Origin of the sequence: Hylemonella gracilis ATCC 19624 (assembly GCF_000211835.1) — a bacterium.
Lineage (GTDB): Bacteria > Pseudomonadota > Gammaproteobacteria > Burkholderiales > Burkholderiaceae_C > Hylemonella > Hylemonella gracilis.
This window is the reverse complement of sequence record NZ_AEGR01000065.1, coordinates 24,884-47,386: the sequence shown is the minus strand read 5'-3', so window position 1 is coordinate 47,386 and position 22,503 is coordinate 24,884. Positions and strand designations below refer to the sequence as shown.

The following is a 22,503-nucleotide window of genomic DNA, read 5'->3' as shown; positions in this document are numbered from 1 at the left end:
GACCACTGCGTTGCCGTGGTCCCTGCCCATGCCCCAAGGCTCGCGCCTTGGGGCGTTTTTCTTTGTGCCGCATGACCGCTGACGTTTCCCCTCCCGTTCCCTCCGCTTCCGCGCGCGCGCCCGAGCTGTGGCAGCAGCTGCAGGCGGCGGCCCAGGTGCTGGCCGCCGTGCGCGCGGGCCGTTCCGCCAGTGACGCGATCGAGGCCGTGGCCGCCGGCCTGCGCCCCGGCGTGCAGGCCCTGGCTTACGCCGCGCTGCGCGGTCTGGGCCGTGCCGAAGCGCTGCGGGCCCTGCTCGCCCCGCGCAAGCCCGTGCCCGCGGTGGACGCCTTGCTGTGCTTGGCCCTGGCGCTGGCCAGCACGCAGGCACAGGACTACGACGCCCACACCTTGGTCAACCAGGCGGTGGAGGCGGCCAAGCGCCATGGCTCGCGCTCCGTCAGCAACAGCGCGGGCTTCCTCAATGCCTGCCTGCGCCGCTTCCTGCGCGAGCGCGTGGACCTGCTGGCCGACATCGACGAAGACCCGGCCACCGCCCTCGTGGCGCGGTGGAACCACCCGCGCTGGTGGATCGAGCGTCTGCGGCAGGAGGCGCCCGCGCATTGGCAGGCCGTGCTGGACGCCAACAACAACCCACCCCCGCTGACCCTGCGCGTCAACCTCGCGCAAGGCCCGGTGGAGACCTACCTCGCCGACCTGCAGGTGGCCGGCCTGGCCGCTTGGCGCAATGGCGCGCAAGGCGTGACGCTGGAGCAGCCCCTGCCGGTCCACCGCATTCCCGGCTTTGCCCAAGGTCGCGTGTCCGTGCAAGACGCAGCAGCCCAACTGGCGGCCCCCCTGTTGCTGGATGACCTGCCAGCCGCGCGGACCCCCGGCCGCCCCATCCGTGTGCTGGACGCGTGTGCCGCTCCGGGCGGCAAGACAGCGCATCTGCTGGAGCTGATCGCCGCGCGCGGCCTGGACGCGGAGGTGATCGCGCTGGACGTGGACGCCGAACGCTGCCGGCGCATCGACGAGAACCTGCAACGCCTGGGCTTGCGCGCCCAGGTGGTCGCGGCCGACGCGGGCCAAGCCGCCGCTTGGCGCGCGGCGGGGTTGGGGGATGACCTCCGCTTCGACGCCATCCTGCTCGACGCGCCTTGCACCGCCTCGGGCATCGTGCGGCGGCACCCGGACGTGCGCTGGTTGCGCCGGGAAAGCGACATCGCCAACCTGGCCCGCCAGCAGGCGCGGCTGCTGGCGGCCCTCTGGCCGCGCCTGCTCCCGGGCGGTCGGATGCTCTACTGCACCTGTTCCGTTTTCAAAGCGGAGGGGGAAGAACAGGTGCTGGCGTTTCTTGCGCACAACAAAGAGGCGTCCTTGCGACCCGCTCCGGGGCATTTATGGCCTCATTCAGCGATTCAATCCGAGGCGCTCACGGACAATGCCATCCGTGGGCACGATGGCTTTTATTACGCGCTGTTGTCAAAAGAGGGGGGCTGACGTCTCGGCTCGGCTGCGGCATGCCCTGATTTGGGGCGTTGCCTTCCCGCTCGTGGTGCTGGGGTGGGCGCAAACCCCGGCTGCCCAGGCAGCGCAGGCCGTGCCCGGCACGGCCGAAGACCAGGCTGCCGTCGAAGCGGTGACCAATTCCGTCCCCGCGCCAGTCCCGCCTCCTGCGCCCGCGCTCACTGCGCCCTCATTGCCTGGGGTGGCCCGTACCTCCCAGGCGCCCACGGTGAGTGCCTTGCAACTGCGCCGCCAGGGGGACGCCTTGGAGTTGGGTGTCCGCCTGCGCTTCGATTTGCCTGAGCCGGTGCGCGATGCTTTGTACAAAGGACTGTCCGTGATCTTCACGGCCGAGGTCGAGATCTACCGCGAGCGCTGGTGGTGGCTGGACAGTCGCGTCAGCCGCGCGCAGCGGCAATGGCGTCTGGTCTACCAGCCGCTCACGCAGCGCTGGCGCCTCAGCGTGGGCGCAGCATCGTCAGCGCGGGCCGGCAACGCCGCACTGGCCCAAACCTTTGACAGCCTGGACGAGGCCCTGACCGTCATTCAGCACATCACGCAATGGCGGGTCGCCGATTGGTCCGCGTTGGAAGCCGAAGACGACCACCGCATCGAGTTCCACTTTCATCTCGACACCGACAAACTGCCGCGCCCCTTGCAGATCGGCGCCTTGGGCGATGACGGCTGGGAGTTGGACCTGAACCGCCAGCGTACTTTCACCGTCGAGCGCCTGGATTGACCGCCAAGGTGTCGGTGTGAAACCCTTGCTGCCCCGCCTCTCCGCCGTGGCCCGTTCTCCGGGCTCACTGCGGCTGGTCCTGCTGGTACTGCTCACCATCGTGGTGGCACTCAGTCTGGTGCTGCTGTTCTTGCTGACCCAGGCCACCGGCAAGCACGAACTGTACGAACGCCACTATGGTCGCCTGTTCGCGCTCAACGTCGTGGTGGCCGTCGCGCTGTTCATCGCCATCGGCTGGGTGGCGGTGCGTTTGCTGCGCCACCTGCGCGAACGTCGCTTCGGCAGCCGTCTGCTGCTGCGGCTGTCGCTGGTATTTGCCCTGGCTGGGTTTGTGCCTGGTTTGCTGATCTACGTGGTGTCCTACCAGTTCGTCGCGCGCTCCATTGAAAGCTGGTTCGACGTGCAGGTGGAAGGCGCGTTGGAGGCCGGCCTGAACCTGGGCCGCGCGACGCTGGATTCGCTGTCCAACGATCTGGCCGCCAAGGCCAGGCTGGCGGCGGGCCAGTTGCAGGATGTCTCCGACGTGGAGGCGGGACTGATGCTGGAGCGTCTGCGCGATCAGCTGGAGGTGCACGACGCCGTGCTCTGGCGTGCCCAGGGGGCGTCCCTGCGCATGCTGGCCAGCGCCGGGGATTCACGCTTCGCCTTGCACACGGAACGGCCCGCCACCACGCAGTTGGAGCGTGCGCGCCGCCAGCAGGTGGTGACTTGGATTGAGGGCCTCGAGGATGCCAACGCCTTGGCCCCCGCGCCGGCCCGCATTCAAGCGCTGGTGAGCATGCCGAACGTGCCTAGCCGCAGCATGAGCCTGGGCGCCTTGGATGAGCCACGCTATCTGGAGCTGACGCAGACACTCTCCGAAAGCCTGGTGACCAACGCCCTGGCGGTGTCCGCGGCCCGCAATGAATACCAGGAGCGTTCGCTGGCCCGCCAAGGGCTGCGCCGCATGTACATCGGCACGTTGACGCTCAGCCTCTTCCTCGCCATCTTCGGTGCCGTGCTCTTGGCCGTGGCCCTGGGCAACCAGATCACCCAGCCCTTGTTGCTGCTGGCCGAGGGCGTGCGCCAGGTGGCGGCCGGTGACCTCACCCCCAAAGCGGCGCTGCAAGGCCGCGACGAGCTGGGCGGATTGACCCGTTCGTTCGCCGACATGACCCAGCAGCTCGCGGACGCTCGACGAGCGGTCGAGGCCAGCATGGGCCAAGTCAGCGCCGCGCGCGAGAATTTGCAGACCATCCTGGACAACCTGACGGCTGGCGTCATGGTGCTGGACGCGCAGGGCGTGATCCAGTCCGTCAACCCAGGGGCGGAGCTGATCCTGCGCGGCGCCTTGCGCACGCCGGTGGATCCGTGGGTGGGCCGCCGCTTGCCGGAGATCGCGGGGCTGGAAGACTTCGCGCGCCAGGTCCGGTTGCAGTTTGAACATTTCGTCGCCGAGCGCGCGGAGCAGGGCGAGCGCTCACTCGATCATTGGCAGCAGTCCATCGAGTTGGGCTTGCTGCGCTCGGACGAGCGCGCCTCCGAGATCGCTGACCTGATGGGCACCAAAGACCGCGATGTGCTCACCCTCGTGGTGCGCGGTGCTGAACTGCCCGGCGGCGTGCAGGGCCGCAGCCTGTGGCTGCTGGTGTTCGATGACATCTCCGACATCGTCTCGGCCCAGCGTGCCCAGGCTTGGGGCGAGGTCGCGCGCCGCCTGGCGCATGAGATCAAGAACCCGCTGACGCCCATCCAGCTCTCCGCCGAGCGGCTGGAGAAAAAACTCACGGGCAAGGTCGAGCCCGCCGAGCAGGCCGTGGTCACCAAGTCCGTCAAGACCATCGTGGACCAGGTGGATGCCATGAAGCGCCTGGTGAATGAGTTCCGCGACTACGCGCGCTTGCCCGCGGCCGAGCTGAAGCCGCTGGACCTGAATGCCTTGGTGCAGGATGTGCTGCAGCTCTACCTCGGTGATGCCCAGCCCTCGCCGCAGCTCTCGCTGCTGGCCGGTCCGACGCCGTCGCCGCATGTGCTGATGCGCACCGAGCTGGACCCCGCCTGTCCACTCATCCGGGGTGACGCCCAGCAACTTCGCCAAGTGCTGCACAACCTGCTGCAGAACGCCCAGGACGCCACGGAAACTGCCGGGCGCAGCGGCCCGGAATTCGCCGTGCTCGTGCGCACCCAGTGGAACCCCGCGCGCGGCCGGGTGCGCCTGTCGGTGCTGGACTGGGGCACGGGTTTTCCGGACGCCATCCTCAAGCGTGCCTTCGAGCCCTACGTCACCACCAAGGCCAAGGGCACCGGCTTGGGGCTGGCCGTGGTCAAGAAGATCATGGACGATCACCGCGCGCGCATCGATCTTTCCAACCGTGTTGCCGAGGATCAAGTGATCGGCGCGCAAGTGTCGTTATCATTCACCGTGGAGTCGCCCGCCGTGGCGACCTGAAGTCAACTCCTCCTGCCGCGCCTTACCCATCGTTTCGAGATCACTGCGTTCACACCATGGCAAACATTCTGGTCGTCGATGATGAACTCGGCATCCGCGATCTGCTCTCGGAAATCCTCAACGATGAGGGCCATGCGGTTGAGTTGGCCGAGAACGCGGCGCAGGCGCGCGAGGCCCGTCAGCGCGAACGCCCCGACCTCGTGCTGCTCGACATCTGGATGCCCGACACCGATGGCGTGACCCTGCTCAAGGAATGGTCCGCCGCCGGCCTGCTGACCATGCCCGTCATCATGATGAGCGGGCACGCCACCATCGAGACGGCGGTCGCCGCCACCAAGATCGGCGCGCAGGCGTTCCTCGAAAAACCCATCACCCTGCAAAAACTGCTCAAGGCCGTGGAGCAGGGCCTGGCGCGCAACAGTGGCACGCCCGCGTCCCCCGCCTCCGCCGCGCCCGCGCCACGTTCCGTGATGGGGGCGCCGGTCTCGTTCACAGGCGCCGTGCCCGCGGAATCTCCGGTGCTGGTTCCTGTCGATCCCGGTCCTCCGGCCAAGCAGCACTTCCAGCTCGACAAGCCCTTGCGCGAAGCGCGCGACGACTTCGAGAAAGCCTACTTCGAATACCACCTCGCGCACGAGAACGGCTCCATGACCCGCGTCGCCGAAAAAACCGGCCTGGAGCGCACCCACCTCTACCGCAAGCTCAAGCAGCTCGGCGTGGACCTGGGCCGCGGCAAGCGCTCCGCACCCGTGGCAGCGAGTGGCGAGGACGGACGCGACGAAGGCCTCGACAGCCTCCAAGGCCCGCCCTCCGGTTTCTGAAAGTTCGGTCCGACTTTGCTGCTATAATCTGCGGCTCACGGCCCGGTAGCTCAGTTGGTAGAGCAGCGGATTGAAAATCCGCGTGTCGGTGGTTCGATTCCGCCCCAGGCCACCAGAATCTCTTCAAAAAAAGCCATCCCTGCTCTGGGATGGCTTTTTGTTTTTCACGCCATCCCGCTCGGCGCCTTGAACCGCACCCGAGGCAGCCCCGGTGGCGATTTCCCCGTTCGGCCCAGCGCCGTTTTCGTGCCAGGCACTGGCCGCCACCTTGGTGGCGCTCGTGGCTGGATCACTGTCACGCGTCAGTCAGCAACTCGCCCACGCGGTGGAGTGCCGATGCGTTTGGTGCTCACGCGCCATCTCACCAGGAGTTCTCCATGAACCTCGATAAATCCGCGACCGATCATGACGCGTCCATGGCCTATGTCATGAGCACCCTGAGCACCCGCACGCTGCACCACTTCGCGCAGGAAGCCAAGCAGAACGGTGAAAGTCTCAAGGACGCGTTTGAACGGTATGAGATTGACTATGCCTGGCACGTGCTCGGCTCGGACCGTCTGCGCGACGCCACCGTGGCCAGCCTGGCCAAGCGGCACCACCATGCGGTGACCGAGGCACAACGAGAAAGCTTGGCGGGCGTTCTGAAATCCGCCGCCGAAGCCCAGGCGCCGGAGTTGCTGATGAGCTTTGACAACGATGTCGCGGACCAGTTGGCCGATTACCTGCTGGCGTCGTGGGGCGGTGCTGCGGTGCCTGCCTCTTCGCACTCTTCTTCCGCCAGCACATTGTGAGTCTCCGGGGCAGGGGCGGACTGTTTTGAACTGATCGTCTTCTTCGGCGTCCCCGTCGTCCGAGCCCTCACCCGCACTCACCCCGCCAGCTTCTGCGCCGCTTCCATCAAGCCCTCCAAAATGCTGTCCGCCACCTGCGGCGGAAAGCCCCGCGGAAGTTGACCGCGCACGGTCGCCACGACCTGGGGCGTGCGTGCCACGAGGTCGTCAATCAACTGCGACGCCGGGCGGCCGTCGGCGCTGAGCACGCCCTGGGCCTCGCCCAGGTCCACCCAATGCCGGCGCAAGATCTCGCGGATTTTCCAGTGCGCGTTTTTCGTCCGCACCGCCATGGCCAGCCGGGCCTTGTGGGGTGAGAGCTTGCCGGGGCCTTCGCCGAGGAAGGGGTAGGCCGAGAGCACGTCGTACAAGGGCGTGAGTTCGTACCGTCCGCCCGCGCGCAGGAAGAGGCTGAAGTTCTTGGCGTGGCCGTCGGTCGCGCTCAGCATCCAGAACAGCACCTGGGCTTGGAAGAAGGTGCGCCGGTCGACCTCGCGTTGCGTCGAGCCGTTGAGCAGGCGCAGCAGGGTGTCGATGCCGGGTCCGCCGTCGGTTTCATATTTGAGGTGAGGCGGGGTCCCGGTGGCCTGGCACAGGTCTTCCTGCGGCAGGCGAATCAACTGCCGCTGGCCTTCCTCGCCCCACCAGCGGCGGTCGAAGCGTTCGACCACCAAGGCCTTCATGTCCTCGAACTGCAGCGCCTCGCAGTTCGCCACCGGCAAGCCGTAGGTCCGCAGGATCAGCGCGCAGAGCCATTCGTTCTCCACGGAATGGCTGAGGTCGTAGCGTTGGTTGCCCACGAGGCCCATGGGCAGCTTGAAGATGTGCGTGGTGGGCGTGCTGCCATGGGGGCGGCACCACTGGCCGTCGACGCGCAGCAGCGCGGTCTTTTCCTGCGCACCGGCGATGGAGATGCGGAAGTCGTCGTCGGGGAGTTCCGTGGCGATCGTTGGCGCCACGGTGCCGCGCAGCACCTGGGCCACGTCCGATTCGCTCAAGGGGCTGGCCTGCACCGTGTCGGGCCCGGCGGGCGCCATGCCGTCGGGATAGAGCTGCAGGGCGCCCACGCAGTCGCGCCCGATCTGCGCCAGCAGGGCAAAGGCTTCGGCGGAGCCGGCCTGGTAGCGCCGCGCGATCCGGTCGCGGATGGTCTTGCTGTCGGGCAGCAGGTTCTCGAAATAGGCCCGCACCGCGTCGCCGCGATGCGGCCGGTTGCCCGGCGTGAAGGGCAAGGAGAGCGACAGAGGTCGGCCCGCTTCGGATTGGATCCAGGCCAGGTCGTACTGCAGCGTGTCGGGCGAGTTCGGGGCTTGGCTCCAGCTGCCGACGAAGGCGCCGTTCATCCAGAGCCCGAGCTTGCGGGTGTGGGAGAGCCGTCCCATGGCTCACCAGACCGGGTGGCGGCGGTCGTCGCCTGCGGCGGGGGGCTGTGGCGTGATCGGGCGCAGCACCAGTTCCACACCCAGGATGTTCAGCAGCTTCAGCAGCCGGCCCGTGCCGACTGTTTCGGCATTGCGTTCCAGCGCCGAGTAGGTCTGCTGCGTCACGCCCAGGCGCAGTGCGGCCTCGTTTTGTGTCAGGCCGGCCTGCTTGCGGAAGGCCTGGAGCAGGGTGGGCAGCTGGTCGGGGGTGCGAACCGGGTAGTCATTCATACAATCTATTGGTTGTATATTATGTTTACGCTTTATAGCATGTTATTTTGATTTACAGCCAATAGATTGTTTTTCTAAAATACAGCTTTTGTACTGTTTTCTAGACGGCCGCCGCGGGACTGTATCGCTCCGGCACAGGGAGTGCGTGCGGGCGATGGCGCCCGAGTGCGTTCAGCCGCGGAAGCGGTACACCCCGTCCTCGTCCCGCGTGCGCCGCACTTTTCCCTCGAACCAGAGCGCGTGCAGGTGGGCGATGGCCTCACCCATGGCGAAGGTGGTTTGGTGCAGGTCCAGCTTGCGCTTGAACATCACCGGCAGGATGTCGGCCGCGCACTGCGGGCGCTCGGCGCAGGCCGCCATGACTTCGGCCAAGCGCTCGCGGTGGTGGTCGTGCAACTGGCGGATGCGCTTGTGCAGGCCGGTGAAGGGCTTGCCGTGCGAGGGCAGGGTGAGCGTGGCCGTGGGCAGGCACTGGAACTTGTCGATGGATTGCAGGAACTGCTTCAAGGGATTGGATTCCGGCTCGGACTCGAACACGCTGATGTTGCTGGAAATGCGCGGCAGCATCATGTCCCCGCCGATCAGCAGCCCCTGCGCCTCGTTGTAGAGCGCGATGTGTTCGGGCGCGTGCCCATGGCCGCTGATGCAGCGCCATTGCTGCGCGCCGATGCGCACCAGGTCGCCGTCCATCAGGCGCACGAATTGCGTCGGCACGGCGGGCACCAGGCTGGGGTAGTACAGGGCACGTTCGCGCACCTTGTCCATGGACTCCGGGTCGCGCAGGCCATGGGCGGCGAAGAACTGGGCCGCGCCCTCGCCGCCGAAGCCATTGCTGCCGGCCGAACCGATGCGCGCGAGGTAATAGTCGGTCGCGCTCATCCACAGGCGGCAAGGACGATCAGGCGTGCTCCAGCGCGCGCAAAGCCAATGCGCCAGCCCCACGTGGTCGGGGTGCATGTGGGTGACGATCACGCGCAGGATGGGGAGGCCATCGAGTGCGTCGACGAAGATTTGTTCCCACAAGGCCTTGGACTCGTCGCGGCTGACGCAACAGTCCACCACCGTCCAGCCTTGCAACGGGCCGTTGGGGCCTTCCATCTCGTCGCGCAGCAGCCAGAGGTTGATGTGGTCCAGCGCGAAGGGCAGGGCCATGCGTATCCAGCGCACACCCGGCGCGATCTCCAGCGCGCCGCCCGCCACGGGCAGGGTGTCTCCGAGTGGGTAATGCAATTCGCGTTCGAGTTCGTTCATGCGCAGCCAGTGGGGTCGGGGATCGGACCATTGTATGCAGCGGGTGCCGTTCGCGCCGTGCCGCCAAGGCGTGTCGTCTGGGCGCAAGAGCCGGTCTCAGGCGCATCGGGGAGAATGCGCGGATGAGCAAAACCCCTGCAGACCTCTTCGCCCACAACCGCGCCTGGGCCGCGCAGATGGAACGCGAGCGCCCCGGCTTCTTCAGCGCCCTGCGCGCGCAGCAGCAGCCCAAGTACATGTGGATCGGCTGTTCCGACAGCCGCGTGCCCGCCAACCAGATCACCGGCCTGGACCCGGGTGAAGTCTTCGTGCACCGCAACGTGGCCAACATCGTCGTGCCGTCGGACCTCAACGTGCTGTCCACCGTGCAGTTCGCGGTGGAGCGCCTCAAGGTCGAGCACATCATGGTCGTGGGCCACTACGGCTGTAGCGGCGTGCAGGCCGCGCTGGAAGGCGCGCGCATCGGCCTGGCCGACAACTGGCTGCGCCACATCATGGACGTGCGTGACCGTCACCGCGCCCTGCTCGACAGCCTGCCGGAGAAGTACCGCCATGACGCCTTGGTGGAACTCAACGCCATCGAGCAGGTCGTGAACGTGGCCCAGACCACCGTCATGCTCGACGCCTGGTCGCGCGGGCAGAAGGTCACCCTGCACGGCTGGGTGTTCGGCCTGCACGACGGCCTCTTGCAAGACCTGAAGATCAACGTCGACAGCACCGAGACGCTGGAAGAGACCTACCGCCAGGCCCTGGCAGCCGTGGCGGTGATGCCGCGGGGCTGAGTCGCCATTCGCCCTGCGGTCAAGGCTCGGCGCTCCCGCAGGCGGGTTCAGCATGCCGGTTCTCATCGGCGCCGAGTTCCTGTACAGTCGCCGCTGCCCGGGGTGCAGGCCTGACCTGCTGAGACGGTAATCCGAACCCGCGAACTTGATCCGGTTTGTACCGGCGTAAGAAGAGCCTGACTCAGCAGCCTGCGTGCTCGTGTTTTTCGTCCCGCGAGCACTCGTGGCAACCGCTGCCGGTCTGTCCCGCCTTGCTGGCCTGGGGAACTTCCCAGCCGTCCATGGTTCGCGTTCAGTGAACCGTCTTTGCAAGTCGTCTTCTCCGAGCAATTCCTCAACTTGCACGGAGACTGACTGATGAACGCACCGGATCGCCTCGATCAATTCCTCACCCTCACGCGCGCGCCCTTGCCGGCCTCGCGCAAGACCTGGCTCACCGGTTCGCGGCCGGACCTGCGCGTGCCGCTGCGCGAGATCGCGCTGAGCAATGGCGAGCGCGTCACGGTCTACGACACCTCGGGGCCCTACACGGACCCGCAAGCCGCCATCGACGTGCGCAAGGGCCTGCCCGCGCTGCGCGAGCGCTGGATCACCGAGCGCGGTGACACCGAGGCCTACACGGGCCGCGTGCCCTACGCCTTGGACGATGGCCTCAAGCGCGGCGAGACCGATGCCCTGGCCGCGCTGCGGGCTGAGGCCGCAGGTTTGCAGCGTGCGCCCCGACGCGCTCGCGCGGCGTCATTGTCCGGGGCGAAGAGGGGCACCAACGTCACCCAGATGCACTACGCCCGGCGCGGCATCGTCACGCCCGAGATGGAGTTCGTCGCGTTGCGCGAGAACCAGCGCCTCGAATGGACACGCGCCTACATGGCTGACGCTGCGCGCGAACAGCGGCTGGGTGGCCACAGCTTCGGCGCCAGCATTCCGCAGGTGGTGACGCCCGAGTTCGTGCGGGATGAAGTGGCGCGCGGGCGCGCCATCATCCCGGCCAACATCAACCACCCCGAGCTGGAGCCCATGGCCATCGGGCGCAATTTCCTGGTCAAGGTCAACGCCAACATCGGCAACTCGGCCGTCACCTCCAGCATCGAGGAAGAGGTGGAAAAGCTGGTCTGGGCCACGCGCTGGGGCGCGGACACGGTGATGGACCTCTCCACCGGCCAGTACATCCACACCACGCGCGACTGGATCGTGCGCAACTCGCCCGTGCCCATCGGCACCGTGCCGATTTACCAGGCGCTGGAGAAAGTGGGCGGCGTGGCCGAAGACCTGACGTGGGAGATCTTCCGCGACACGCTGATCGAGCAGGCCGAGCAAGGCGTGGACTACTTCACCATCCACGCGGGCGTGCGCCTGCCCTTCATCCACCTGACGGCCAACCGCGTCACGGGCATCGTCTCGCGGGGCGGCTCCATCATGGCCAAGTGGTGCATCGCGCACCACCAGGAGAGTTTTCTCTACACGCGCTTCGAAGAGATCTGCGACATCATGAAGGCCTACGACGTGAGCTTCTCGCTCGGCGACGGTCTGCGCCCCGGCAGCGGCGCGGACGCCAACGACGAAGCCCAGTTCGCCGAGCTGCGCACCCTCGGCGAGCTGACGCAGATCGCCTGGAAGCACGACGTGCAAACCATGATTGAAGGCCCCGGCCACGTGCCCATGCACCTGGTGCAAGCCAACATGACGGAGCAATTGAAGCACTGCGGCGAGGCGCCCTTCTACACGCTCGGGCCCTTGACCACGGACATCGCGCCGGGCTACGACCACATCACCAGCGGCATCGGCGCGGCCATGATCGGCTGGTTCGGCACGGCCATGCTGTGCTACGTCACGCCCAAGGAACACCTGGGCCTGCCCGACCGCGAGGACGTGAAGACCGGCCTCATCACTTACAAAATCGCCGCCCACGCGGCCGACGTGGCCAAGGGCCATCCCGGTGCGCGGGCGCGCGATGACGCGCTGTCCAAGGCGCGCTTCGAGTTCCGCTGGATGGACCAGTTCAACCTCTCGCTGGACCCGGACACCGCGCAGAAATTCCACGACGAAACGCTCCCCAAGGACGCGGCCAAGGTGGCGCATTTCTGCTCCATGTGCGGACCGAAGTTCTGCTCGATGAAGATCACGCAGGAGGTGCGTGAGTTCGCCAAGACACAGGGCGTGAGCGACGGCGAGGCGCTGGGCGCGGGCATGGCCCAGAAATCGGCCGAGTTCCGTCGCCAGGGCGGGGAGATCTACATTCCCGTGGCGCGCGCGGACTGATACGTCCACGCCCAGGCTCAAGTCGTCATCGATCTGGCTGCGCCTGCCGCCGGAACTCCGAGGGACTCTGGCCCGTCCAGGCGCGGAAGGCGCGGGCAAAGCTCTTTTCGTTGCGAAAGCCCGTCGCCAGCGCCACCTGCTTGATGGCGCGCTGCGTGCGCCGCAACAGGTCCTCGGCCTGGCTGCGGCGGGCCTCGTCTTTGAGCGTTTGCAGCGTCAGGCCCTCGGCTTGCAGTTGCCGGTGCAGGGTGCGCGCGGAGATGTGCAGCCTCGCCGCCAGCGCGTGCGCGGTATGCGCGGAGTCGATGCCCGCGCTCGCTCCCCCGAGAGGCTTGGCGGGCGGCGCGCGCAGCGCTTCGCGCACCTGTTGGCCCAGCAGGCGGTCGCGCCGATAGGGGCGCACCGTCAGCGGCAGGGCGCGCTGCAGCATGGCACGCAGCGCGTTCTCGTCGCGCCGCAGGGGCAGGGCCAGGTAGCTGGCGTCGAAGCACAAGCCGGCCTGAGTCACCCGCGCCTGGGGCGTGTCGAACTGCGCGGGTCCGGGAAACATCAGCGGGTACACATCGGCATGCGCTGGCGCGGCATAGGGGAAGAGCGCCGCGCGCAGGGCCAGGCGTGAGTCGATGGCCCAGCTTGCGTAACCGTGCAGAAAGCGCAGCGTGGACACCAGACAAAACTCGCGCAGGGCGGGCTCGGGAAACACGCCGGGGTGCCGCTCCTCGACCCAGACCGAGGCCAGGCCCTGGCTCACTTCCAGCCGCAGGGCGATGTCATCCACCAGCAGGCGGTGGTGGCGGCACCAGCGCTTGAGGGCCACGCCCAGGTCGGGCGCGGTGATCGAGGCGCGGCAGAGCATTCCGTAGCTGCCCCAGGGCAGCGGGCGACTGAACCAACCCAGCGCCTCGTCGTCCAGCTCCTGCATGGCGTGCGCGTTCAGGGCTTCGAATTGGGCGGCGCTGACCCGAGCGTCCGCCCGCGCCAGTTCTGTTGGCGTAATTTGTGCCGTTTGCAGCGCAGCCGACGGGTCCAGGTCGCGGTCGGTGTAGGCCTGCACGATGGCCCGCACAAAACCCATGGGCGTGGCGGGGCGCGTGGCGCGTGCGGGTGGGCTCGCCCGTCGAATCGACTGGGCGGGTGGGGTCGGCAGGGCGGCGGGGCTGGACATGAACACAGCAAAAGGCGTGGTGGAAGCTCAAGGTGCACCGGTCGCTGGGGGCAGCACAAGAGCGGCATAAGGGCTGCTTAGGGGCGGCATAAGGGCGGCACCTGCTCGGGCGACAAGACCGAGCCGATCCAGCTCCCGCACCCGCCCAGAACTTGAACCAGAGCTCGCACCAGCGTCGCCCCTGGGGCTTACCCTGGATTCAATGCAGTGGCGCAATTTGCAACCATTCTGGCACCAAATGCGCCGCCTGAGCGCCTAAGCTGCGGTGCCAGCAACAGGCGTTTCGCCGACGCTGAGAAAAACACACAAGACCCGCCGGGCCCTGCGCGCAGGGCCCGGGCCAAGGAGACAAGCGCATGCCCGCACGCCCATTGCCCGGCCTGGACTTCGGCCTGGGCGACACCTTGAACGAACTGCGCGAGGCGGTGGCCGACTTCTGCGCCGAGGAGATCGCGCCGTGCGCCGCGGCCATCGACCGCGACAACCACTTCCCGCGCGAGCTTTGGGCGCGGCTCGGCGGCATCGGTCTGCACGGCATGACGGTGGCCGAGGAATACGGCGGGGTCGACCTCGGCTACCTCGCCCACATCATCGCCATGGAGGAAGTTTCGCGCGCCTCGGCTTCCGTGGGGCTGTCCTACGGCGCGCATTCCAACCTCTGCGTCAACCAGATCCACCGCAATGGCAGCGAGGCGCAGAAGAAAAAGTACCTGCCCAAACTGGTCAGCGGCGAGCATGTCGGCGCGCTGGCCATGAGCGAACCCAACGCGGGCAGTGACGTGGTCAGCATGAAGCTCAAGGCCGAACCGAAGAACGGTTTTTACCTGCTCAGCGGCGGCAAGATGTGGATCACCAATGGCGGGGATGCCGACGTGCTGGTGGTCTACGCAAAAACCGATGCTGACGATGGAAGCCCCCACGCTGCGCTGCCCCCCGAGGGGGCTCGCCCGCCTTCGGGCGGCCGGGCGGCAGGCGGGGGCGCCCGCGGCATGACCGCCTTCATCGTGGAAAAGGGCTGGCCCGGCTTCACGCACGGCGCCAAGCTGGACAAGCTGGGCATGCGCGGCAGCAACACCTACCCGCTTTTTTTCGACCACTGCGAGGTGCCCGAGGCCAATGTGCTGGGCGGCGTGGGCCATGGCGCCAAGGTGCTGATGAGCGGCCTGGACTACGAGCGCGCCGTGCTCAGCGGCGGGCCGCTGGGCATCATGGCCGCCTGCATGGACGCGGTGCTGCCCTATGTGCACGAGCGCCAGCAGTTCGGCCAGAGCATCGGCGAGTTCCAGCTCATGCAGGGCAAGCTGGCCGACATGTACAGCACCTGGCAAGCCTGCCGCGCCTACGTCTATGCCGTGGGCCGCGCCTGCGACAGTGCCGCGCACGCGCGCACCTTGCGCAAGGACGCGGCGGGCGCCATCCTCTACGCCGCCGAGAAAGCGACGTGGATGGCGGGCGAGGCCATCCAGGCCTTGGGCGGCGTGGGCTACACCCGCGACTTCCCGGTCGAGCGCCTGTGGCGCGACGCCAAGCTCTACGAGATCGGCGCGGGCACGTCGGAAATCCGCCGCATGCTGATCGGTCGCGAGCTGTACGCCGAAACCGCCTGACCCCCGCAGGGCCAGGGCAGCACGGATCACCGATTGCACACACCGGTCGCCATGAGCAAGCTCCATTCCCAACTCAACCCGCGCTCGGAATCCTTTCAAGCCAACGCCGCCGCCATGCGCGCCCTGGTGGAGGACCTGCGCGCGCAGTTCGCCCGCGTCGAGCAGGGCGGTGGTGAAGCCGCTCGTGCCAAGCATGTCGCGCGCGGCAAGCTGCTGCCGCGCGAGCGCGTGTTGCAACTGCTGGATCCGGGCTCGCCCTTTCTGGAAATCGCGCCGCTGGCCGCGCATGCGATGTACGGCGACGAAGCGCCCGGCGCGGGCCTGATCGTGGGCATCGGCCGCGTGAGCGGCGTGGACTGCATGGTCGTCTGCAACGACGCCACGGTGAAGGGCGGCACCTATTACCCGATGACGGTCAAGAAGCACCTGCGCGCGCAGGAGATCGCCGAGGTCAACCGCCTGCCCTGCATCTACCTGGTCGATTCGGGCGGGGCCAACCTGCCCAACCAGGACGAGGTGTTTCCCGACCGCGACCATTTCGGGCGCATCTTCTACAACCAGGCCCAGATGTCCGCGCAAGGCATCGCGCAGATCGCCGTGGTCATGGGCAGTTGCACGGCGGGCGGCGCCTACGTGCCGGCCATGAGTGACGAGTCCATCATCGTGCAGGGGCAGGGCACCATCTTCCTGGGCGGCCCGCCCTTGGTGAAGGCGGCCACCGGCGAGGTGGTCAGCGCCGAAGACCTGGGCGGTGGCGACGTGCACACGCGGCTGTCGGGCGTGGCGGATCATCTGGCGCGTGACGATCTGCACGCTCTGGCCCTGGCGCAGCAGGCCGTGGCGAACCTGAACGTCGCGCGCGAGGTGCCGATCGCCCATGCCGACATTCCGCCCCAGTCTCCCGCCTATGCCGCCGAGGAACTGCATGGCCTCATTCCGATGGACGAAGCAGGCCGGCAAAGCCGCAAGCCCTTCGACGTGCGCGAGGTCATCGCCCGCATCGTCGACGGTTCTGAGTTCCATGAGTTCAAGGCCCGCTTCGGCGCCACCCTGGTCTGCGGCTTCGCCCACATCGAGGGCATGCCGGTGGGCATCGTGGCGAACAACGGCATCCTGTTCAGCGAAAGCGCGCAGAAGGGCGCGCACTTCATCGAACTCTGTGGCCAGCGCAAGGTGCCCCTGGTCTTCCTGCAAAACATCACCGGTTTCATGGTGGGCCGCAAAGTCGAGAACGAGGGCATCGCCCGCCACGGCGCCAAGATGGTGACGGCGGTGGCCACCGTCAACGTGCCCAAGTTCACGGTCATCATCGGCGGCAGTTTTGGCGCGGGCAACTACGGCATGTGCGGGCGCGCCTTCTCGCCGCGCTTCCTCTGGATGTGGCCCAACGCGCGCATCGGCGTCATGGGCGGTGAACAGGCCGCGAGTGTGCTGGCCACCGTCAAGCGCGACGGCATCGAAGCCAAGGGCGGGCAGTGGAGCGCCGAGGAGGAGGCCGCCTTCAAGGCCCCCATCCAGGCGCAGTACGAAGCGCAGGTCCACCCGTATTACGCGACCGCGCGGCTCTGGGACGACGGCGTCATCGACCCGGCCGACACGCGGCGCGTGCTGGCCCTGGGCCTGGCGGCGGCGCGGCACGCACCGGTGCCCGAGCCGAAATTCGGCGTGTTCCGCATGTGAGCGGGCACATCCGACGCAGAAGGCAATGCAGGAGGCCAAGGGCATGAAAGACTTCACCTCGCTCGACGTGGACCTGCAAGGTCCTGTCGCGCGGATCTGGCTGAATCAGCCCGAGACGCGCAACGCCTTCGACGACACCCTGGTCACCGGACTCACGCGCGCCTTCACCCTCGCCAGCGAAGCGCGCGAGGTGCGTGTCGTGGTGCTGGGCGCGCACGGCCCGGCCTTCTGCGCTGGCGCCAACCTGCGCTGGATGCAACGCATGGCGGGCTACACGCACGAGGACAACCTGGCCGACGCGGCCCGCCTCGCGGAGATGCTGCGCACCATCGCCGAATGTCCCAAGCCCGTCATCGCCCGCGTGCAGGGCGACGCCTACGCGGGCGGCGTGGGCCTGGTCGCGGCCTGCGACATCGCCATCAGCGTGGACACGGCGGCTTACTGCCTGAGTGAAACCCGCATCGGCCTGGTGCCCGCGACCATCAGCCCGTATGTGCTGCGTGCCATGGGCGCGCGCGCGGCGCAGCGCTACTTCCTCACCGCCGAACGTTTCGACGCCGCCGAGGCTCACCGCATCGGTCTGGTGCACGAAGTGGTCAGCGCAACAGCGCTGGACGCGAAGGTGGACGAACTGGCCCAAGCCTTGTGTGCCAACGGCCCGGCGGCCGTGCGCGCGTGCAAGCGGCTGATCGCCGAAGTGGCGGGTCGCCCCATTGATCAGACCCTGATCGATTGGACGGTCGAAGGCATCGCCGACATCCGCGCCAGCAGCGAAGGCCGCGAAGGCGTGCTGGCCTTCCTGGAAAAACGCAAGCCGTCTTGGCTGGGGTGATGGAGGCACGGCATGTTTAAAAAGATCCTCATCGCCAACCGCGGTGAAATCACCTGCCGCGTCGCCGCGACCGCGCGGCGCCTGGGCATCCGCACGGTGGCCGTGTACTCAGACGCCGATGCGAATGCCAAGCATGTGCGCGCCTGCGACGAGGCTGTGGCCATCAGCGTCATGCCGGGCGGCAATGCGCCGCAAGACAGTTACCTGCGCATCGAGGCCATCCTGGCGGCGGCGCGCGCCACCGGGGCGGAGGCGGTTCATCCGGGTTACGGCTTCTTGTCCGAGAACGAGGACTTCGCGCGCGCGTGCGCGGGCGCGGGTCTGGTCTTCATCGGCCCACCGGCCTCGGCCATCCAGGCCATGGGCTTGAAGGCCGAGGCCAAGCGCCTGATGGAACAGGCGGGCGTGCCCCTGGTGCCGGGTTACCACGGCGCGGACCAGAGTCCCGAGCTGCTGCGGCGCGAGGCCGAGGCCATCGGTTACCCCGTGCTGATCAAGGCCAGCGCCGGTGGCGGCGGCAAGGGCATGCGGGTGGTCGAGCGCGCGCAGGATTTCGACGCCGCGCTCGAGGCCTGCCGGCGCGAGGCGGCGCGCAGTTTTGGCGACGACGCGGTGTTGATTGAAAAATACTTGCTGCGCCCGCGTCATATCGAGATCCAGGTCTTCACCGACACCCAGGGTCAAGGGGTCTACCTGTTCGAGCGCGACTGCTCCGTGCAGCGCCGGCACCAGAAAGTGCTGGAAGAAGCCCCGGCCCCGGGCCTGTCCGACACCTTGCGCCGCCAGATGGGCCGCGCGGCGTTGAGTGCGGCGCAGGCCGTCGGCTACGTGGGCGCGGGCACGGTGGAATTCATCGTCGAGCAAACGACCGAGGACGATGCGTCCGCGCAGGGGGCGGTGCCTTCAGGTGCGCGTCACACGCCGATGAAGTTTTACTTCATGGAGATGAACACCCGACTGCAGGTCGAGCATCCTGTGACGGAGGCCATCACCGGCCTGGACTTGGTGGAGTGGCAGCTGCGCGTGGCGGCGGGCCAGTCCCTGCCCCTGACGCAAGACCAGTTGCACATCAACGGCCATGCCATCGAGGCGCGCCTCTGCGCCGAGAACCCGGACACGGGCTTCCTGCCCGCCACCGGGCGCCTGGCCGTCTACCGCAAGCCGCCCGCCGCCTGCTACACGCGGGCCGACGCGGGCACGGGGTTCGTGCGCGTGGACGACGGCGTGGAAGAGGGCGACGAGATCACGCCCTGGTACGACCCCATGATCGCCAAGCTCATCGTGCACGGCGCCACGCGCGAGGAAGCGCTGGCCCGGCTGGACGCGGCGCTGGCGCAGGTGCGCATCGTCGGCGTGGCCAACAACGTGCAGTTCCTGCGCCACGTGTTGGCGACGCCTTCCTTCGCGCACGCGCGCTTGGACACGGGCTTGATCGAGCGCGAAAGCGCCCGCCTGTTCGGGCGCGAGCCGCTGGGCCTGCCCCTGCGGGTCGCGGCCGTGGTGGCGCGCGTGCTGGCGGACGAGGCCACCGAGACCACGGACGTGCACCCCGTCACCCCGTCCTCACCTTTCGCGCGACGCGACGGCTGGCGGGCCTGGGGTCAGGCCACGCGTCGCTTCGACTTCGTGTGCCATGAACAGAAGGTGCATGCGCTCTTGCGTTACGGCCCCGCCGAGCAACGGCACCTGACCGTCAGCTCGGGTGCGGACAGCGCCGAGGGCTTGCTTTCGTTCCAGCCGCTGCCCGAGGGCGTGCTGGACCTGGGCTGGGCGAGTGAGCGCCGCAGCGTGGCCGTTCACCGTCAGCACGCGCAATGGCAGGTCTTCACCGCCGAAGGCGCGGGCGGCATCACATACATCGATGCGCTGACCGATGCGGCGGCGACCCATGAGGTCGCGGGACGGCTGGTGGCGCCGATGCCGGGCAAGGTTCTGTCTTTCGCGGTCCGCGCGGGGGACCTCGTGCGCCAAGGGCAGGTGCTGGCCGTGATGGAGGCCATGAAGATGGAACACGCCATCACCGCGCCGGCGGACGGCACGGTGGAGGCGCTGCTCTACGCCCAGGGCGATCAAGTGGCCGAGGGCGCGGAACTGCTGAGACTGGGTGCCGCCGTCGCGCTTGACACGCCGCGCTCAGCGTCGTGACGCTGCGTTCCCACCCCTTGCCTGCCCACCTCCTGCGTTCCCACACCTTCGAGAACCGCCATGAACCTTCCCACTCATGTTCAGCTGGTCGATGTCGGTCCGCGCGACGGTCTGCAGAACGAAAAACAGTTCGTGCCCGCCGGGGTCAAGATCGAGCTGGTGCGCCGCTTGCGCGCGGCGGGCCTGAAGCATATCGAGGTCACCAGCTTCGTCAGCCCCAAGTGGGTGCCGCAGATGGCCGACAACGCCGAGGTCATGCGGGGCTTGCGTCGCTCCATCGATGACCCGCGCGATGTGCGCTACGCGGTGCTGGTGCCGAACCTGCAGGGCATGGACGCGGCCCTGGCCGCACCGCGCGAGGAATGGCCGGACGATGTCGTGGTCTTCGCTTCGGCCAGCGAGGCCTTCAGCCAGAAGAACATCAACTGCTCCATCGCCGAGAGCATCGAGCGCTTCCGTCCCGTGGTCGCGCGGGCGCTGGAGCACGGCCTCGCGGTGCGCGGCGCGATGTCGTGCACGGTGGGCTGCCCTTATGAAGGCGAGGTCGCGCCCGAGCGCGTGGGCATGCTGGCCAAGTTGATGAAGGACATCGGCGTGCAGCACGTGGGCGTGGCCGACACCCTCGGCGTGGGCACGCCGCTCAAGGTGCAGCGCGCGCTCGACGCCGCCCTGCGGCACTATGGCGTGGACCAGGTGTCCGGCCACTTCCACGACACCTACGGACAGGCCCTGGCCAACACGCTGGCCAGCCTGGAACTGGGCATCTGGCAGTTCGATGCCTCCGTGGCGGGCCTGGGCGGCTGTCCCTACGCCAAGGGCGCGACCGGCAACGTGGCGACCGAGGACATGGTGTACCTGCTGCACGGCATGGGCATCGAAACCGGCATCGACCTGGATGCGCTGATCGACGTAGGCGTCTACATCAGCGTCGCGCTGGGGCGCGAGCCGGTGTCGCGCGTGTCCAAGGCGGTGCGGGCGAAGCGCGTGGGGTGAGCGCGTTGGGTGAGCGGCGCGCGGTCAGCGCTGCGCTCTATTTCCCGCTCGCGGGTTTGGCTGTCGCGAAACCCAACTTCTCCATGGCCTCGTGCGCCTCCAGCAGCATCGCGGCCACCTCGGCAACCGTCACGCGCAGGCCGGTGGCGCGCTCGCGCATGTGCTCGTAGGCCTGGGTTTCCGTCATGCGCTGGTAGTCCACCAGCACGCGGATGGCTTTCTCGATCTGGCGTCGCGATTTGATGGTGGATTCCAGCTTCTCGATCTTGCCCTGCTGGCGCTGCTGAAAACCCTGCGACGCACGAGCCAGCACCAACGTGCTCAAGATGCCCGAGGAACGGAACGGCTTGGTGATGACACCGTGCGCGCGCGTGTCCAGCAGCAGCTTGAGCGTGGTCGGGCTTTCATAGTCCGACAGGGCCACGAACGCCGCGTCCACCGCGCTGGCGTTCCAGGCGCTGCGGCCCTCCAGGTCCTGGGACACCTGGAACAGGATCACGTCCACGCCCGCGGGGGGTTCGGCCGGGAAGGGCCACACCACCTTGAGGCGGCAGCCGATGCGCTGCAGCTGTTGCACCACCACGTCGCGGTCTTCCCCGGGTGGGTAGACGACCGTGACGCTGATGCTGCGCAAATCTTCGTAGAGGCGGCGGAGGCTCGAACTCATCGCTCACCTCAACCAGAACTCGGAGAAGCCGAAGGTGGACAAGTAGGGGTCGGGGCGTACCGGTCCCGAGGCTTCCCAGGCGATCTCGAACTGCCCGTCGGCTCGGCAGATGCCGATGCGCGGCGTGAGGGCGCAGTGGTTGTTCTCGGCATCCACCGTCACGAGGCCTTCCGGTGAATCGAAGGAGACCGTGCGCGCCGCTTCCACCAACTTGCGCCGGTCCATGCCGCCGGCGCGTTGCAGGGCACGCGCGAACAGGTGCACCTGGGTGTAGGCCATCTCCGACCAGGTGCTGGTGGGCCGATCACCGAAGCGCTCGCGCCACAGCGCCTGGAAGCGCTGGTTGCTTTCGTTGCGCACCGAGCCGAAATAGGTGGCCGAGGTGATATGCCCCTCGCACAGCGCCGGACCGATCAGGCGTATCTCTTCCTCGGCCATGGACAGGCTGGCAATCGGCATCTTCTTCGGGTCCAGTCCGAACTCAGGGTACAGCTGGTAGAACCGCCGCGCTGACTGGCCCACCAGCGTGGAGAAGACCACGTCCGGCTGTTGCGCGCGGATGTCCGTGAGCACCTCCTTGAGTTCCACGTCGCTCGCCTCGATGGGCAGGTAAACCTCGTCCAGGATCTCGCCGCCATGCTGTTCCACCATGTCGCGCATGACGCGGTTGGACTCTCGCGGGTAGATGTAGTCGGCACCCACCAGGTAGAAGCGCGTGCCGCGGTTCTGCATCAGGTAGGCCGCCAGCTGCACGCTGTTCTGGTTGGGCACGGCACCGGTGTAGATCACGTTGGGCGAGTACTCGAAGCCTTCGTAGAACGAGCAATACCAGAGTAGCGCATTGTTGCGTTCGATGACCGGCAACACCGCCTTGCGGCTGGACGATCGCGAGCAGCCGAACACCACGGTGACCTCGTCTTCCAGCAGCATGCGCGTTGCGAGCTTGCGGTACTCGGCGATATCGCCCTTGGGGTCGTGGACCACGGGAATCAAGGGGCGATCAAGCACGCCGCCGAGCTGGTTGATCTCCTCGATGGCGAGCGCCGTGCCGAAGAAGTGCTCCGACTCGGTGACGCCCGTGGGCCCCGAGCGCGAAAACAGCACGCCAACGCGCCAGCCTTCTCCCTGGGCTGATCGTGGCGGGGTCAGGTCATCGGGCATGGCG

General features: G+C 67.6%; 18 protein-coding genes and 1 tRNA gene. 13 read left to right on the top strand and 6 right to left on the bottom strand.

What is annotated here, in order from left to right; all coding sequences use genetic code 11:
* The first annotated feature begins 71 nt into the window (after nucleotides 1-71).
* The 6 genes from rsmB to HGR_RS10995 all read left to right on the top strand — a co-directional run bounded on the left by rsmB (nucleotide 72) and on the right by HGR_RS10995 (nucleotide 6,266).
* Complete coding sequence (gene rsmB / locus HGR_RS11020; protein WP_006298327.1) at nucleotides 72-1,481, top strand: 16S rRNA (cytosine(967)-C(5))-methyltransferase RsmB; 1,410 nt, start codon at nucleotides 72-74, stop codon at nucleotides 1,479-1,481.
* Nucleotides 1,482-1,536: 55 nt separating this feature from the next.
* Nucleotides 1,537-2,226 (top strand): DUF4390 domain-containing protein, encoded by a 690-nt coding sequence (locus tag HGR_RS11015; protein ID WP_169312697.1) that lies wholly within the window; start codon nucleotides 1,537-1,539, stop codon nucleotides 2,224-2,226.
* 16 nt (nucleotides 2,227-2,242) lie between these two features.
* A complete protein-coding gene (locus tag HGR_RS11010; RefSeq protein WP_006298325.1) occupies nucleotides 2,243-4,654 on the top strand; it encodes a sensor histidine kinase in 2,412 nt (803 codons plus the stop codon).
* Nucleotides 4,655-4,710: 56 nt separating this feature from the next.
* A complete protein-coding gene (locus tag HGR_RS11005) occupies nucleotides 4,711-5,475 on the top strand; it encodes a response regulator (RefSeq protein WP_006298324.1) in 765 nt (254 codons plus the stop codon).
* A gap of 39 nt (nucleotides 5,476-5,514) precedes the next feature.
* Nucleotides 5,515-5,590, top strand: a tRNA-Phe gene (locus tag HGR_RS11000).
* 262 nt (nucleotides 5,591-5,852) lie between these two features.
* Nucleotides 5,853-6,266: a hypothetical protein gene (locus HGR_RS10995; protein ID WP_006298323.1), complete on the top strand. Its 414-nt coding sequence runs from the start codon at nucleotides 5,853-5,855 to the stop codon at nucleotides 6,264-6,266.
* A 77-nt stretch (nucleotides 6,267-6,343) separates the two neighbouring features.
* On the opposite strand, the gene HGR_RS10990 is transcribed toward HGR_RS10995, so the two are convergent.
* From HGR_RS10990 to HGR_RS10980, 3 genes are all read right to left on the bottom strand, one after another.
* Nucleotides 6,344-7,687: a type II toxin-antitoxin system HipA family toxin gene (locus tag HGR_RS10990; protein WP_039853270.1), complete on the bottom strand. Its 1,344-nt coding sequence runs from the start codon at nucleotides 7,685-7,687 to the stop codon at nucleotides 6,344-6,346.
* Between the two features lie 3 nt (nucleotides 7,688-7,690).
* Nucleotides 7,691-7,957, bottom strand: a complete 267-nt coding sequence (locus HGR_RS10985) for a helix-turn-helix transcriptional regulator (RefSeq protein WP_006298321.1) — start codon at nucleotides 7,955-7,957, stop codon at nucleotides 7,691-7,693.
* Nucleotides 7,958-8,128: 171 nt separating this feature from the next.
* Nucleotides 8,129-9,208 carry an MBL fold metallo-hydrolase gene (locus tag HGR_RS10980; RefSeq protein ID WP_006298320.1) on the bottom strand — a complete coding sequence of 360 codons (1,080 nt, stop codon included), beginning with the start codon at nucleotides 9,206-9,208 and terminating at the stop codon, nucleotides 8,129-8,131.
* 122 nt (nucleotides 9,209-9,330) lie between these two features.
* Here HGR_RS10980 and can point away from each other — a divergent pair, with 122 nt between their 5' ends.
* Together can and thiC are read left to right on the top strand one after the other, a co-directional pair.
* Complete coding sequence (can, locus tag HGR_RS10975) at nucleotides 9,331-9,990, top strand: carbonate dehydratase (protein ID WP_006298319.1); 660 nt, start codon at nucleotides 9,331-9,333, stop codon at nucleotides 9,988-9,990.
* Nucleotides 9,991-10,347: 357 nt separating this feature from the next.
* Nucleotides 10,348-12,249 carry a phosphomethylpyrimidine synthase ThiC gene (gene thiC, locus HGR_RS10970; protein WP_006298318.1) on the top strand — a complete coding sequence of 634 codons (1,902 nt, stop codon included), beginning with the start codon at nucleotides 10,348-10,350 and terminating at the stop codon, nucleotides 12,247-12,249.
* A 25-nt stretch (nucleotides 12,250-12,274) separates the two neighbouring features.
* Here the strand turns inward: thiC and HGR_RS10965 are convergent, their stop codons facing one another.
* A complete protein-coding gene (locus tag HGR_RS10965; protein WP_081463519.1) occupies nucleotides 12,275-13,414 on the bottom strand; it encodes an AraC family transcriptional regulator in 1,140 nt (379 codons plus the stop codon).
* Between the two features lie 356 nt (nucleotides 13,415-13,770).
* Here HGR_RS10965 and HGR_RS10960 point away from each other — a divergent pair, with 356 nt between their 5' ends.
* The 5 genes from HGR_RS10960 to HGR_RS10940 are packed head-to-tail and all read left to right on the top strand — an operon-like array spanning nucleotide 13,771 to nucleotide 20,671.
* On the top strand, nucleotides 13,771-15,021 hold the full coding sequence (locus HGR_RS10960; RefSeq protein ID WP_006298316.1) for an isovaleryl-CoA dehydrogenase: 1,251 nt from the start codon (nucleotides 13,771-13,773) through the stop codon (nucleotides 15,019-15,021).
* Nucleotides 15,022-15,072: 51 nt separating this feature from the next.
* Nucleotides 15,073-16,701, top strand: coding sequence for a carboxyl transferase domain-containing protein (locus HGR_RS10955; RefSeq protein ID WP_006298315.1), 1,629 nt, complete (start codon nucleotides 15,073-15,075; stop codon nucleotides 16,699-16,701).
* Nucleotides 16,702-16,744: 43 nt separating this feature from the next.
* The gene (locus HGR_RS10950; RefSeq protein WP_006298314.1) at nucleotides 16,745-17,533 is read left to right on the top strand and encodes an enoyl-CoA hydratase/isomerase family protein; all 789 of its coding nucleotides are present in this window, start codon (nucleotides 16,745-16,747) and stop codon (nucleotides 17,531-17,533) included.
* A 12-nt stretch (nucleotides 17,534-17,545) separates the two neighbouring features.
* Nucleotides 17,546-19,678, top strand: coding sequence for an acetyl/propionyl/methylcrotonyl-CoA carboxylase subunit alpha (locus HGR_RS10945; protein WP_006298313.1), 2,133 nt, complete (start codon nucleotides 17,546-17,548; stop codon nucleotides 19,676-19,678).
* A gap of 60 nt (nucleotides 19,679-19,738) precedes the next feature.
* Nucleotides 19,739-20,671, top strand: a complete 933-nt coding sequence (locus tag HGR_RS10940; RefSeq protein ID WP_006298312.1) for a hydroxymethylglutaryl-CoA lyase — start codon at nucleotides 19,739-19,741, stop codon at nucleotides 20,669-20,671.
* 37 nt (nucleotides 20,672-20,708) lie between these two features.
* Here HGR_RS10940 and HGR_RS10935 read toward each other — a convergent pair whose 3' ends face one another.
* Together HGR_RS10935 and HGR_RS10930 are read right to left on the bottom strand one after the other, a co-directional pair.
* Nucleotides 20,709-21,338 carry an ANTAR domain-containing response regulator gene (locus HGR_RS10935; RefSeq protein WP_006298311.1) on the bottom strand — a complete coding sequence of 210 codons (630 nt, stop codon included), beginning with the start codon at nucleotides 21,336-21,338 and terminating at the stop codon, nucleotides 20,709-20,711.
* Nucleotides 21,339-21,341: 3 nt separating this feature from the next.
* Nucleotides 21,342-22,499, bottom strand: coding sequence for a transporter substrate-binding domain-containing protein (locus HGR_RS10930; RefSeq protein WP_006298310.1), 1,158 nt, complete (start codon nucleotides 22,497-22,499; stop codon nucleotides 21,342-21,344).
* Between the last annotated feature and the right edge of the window lie 4 nt (nucleotides 22,500-22,503).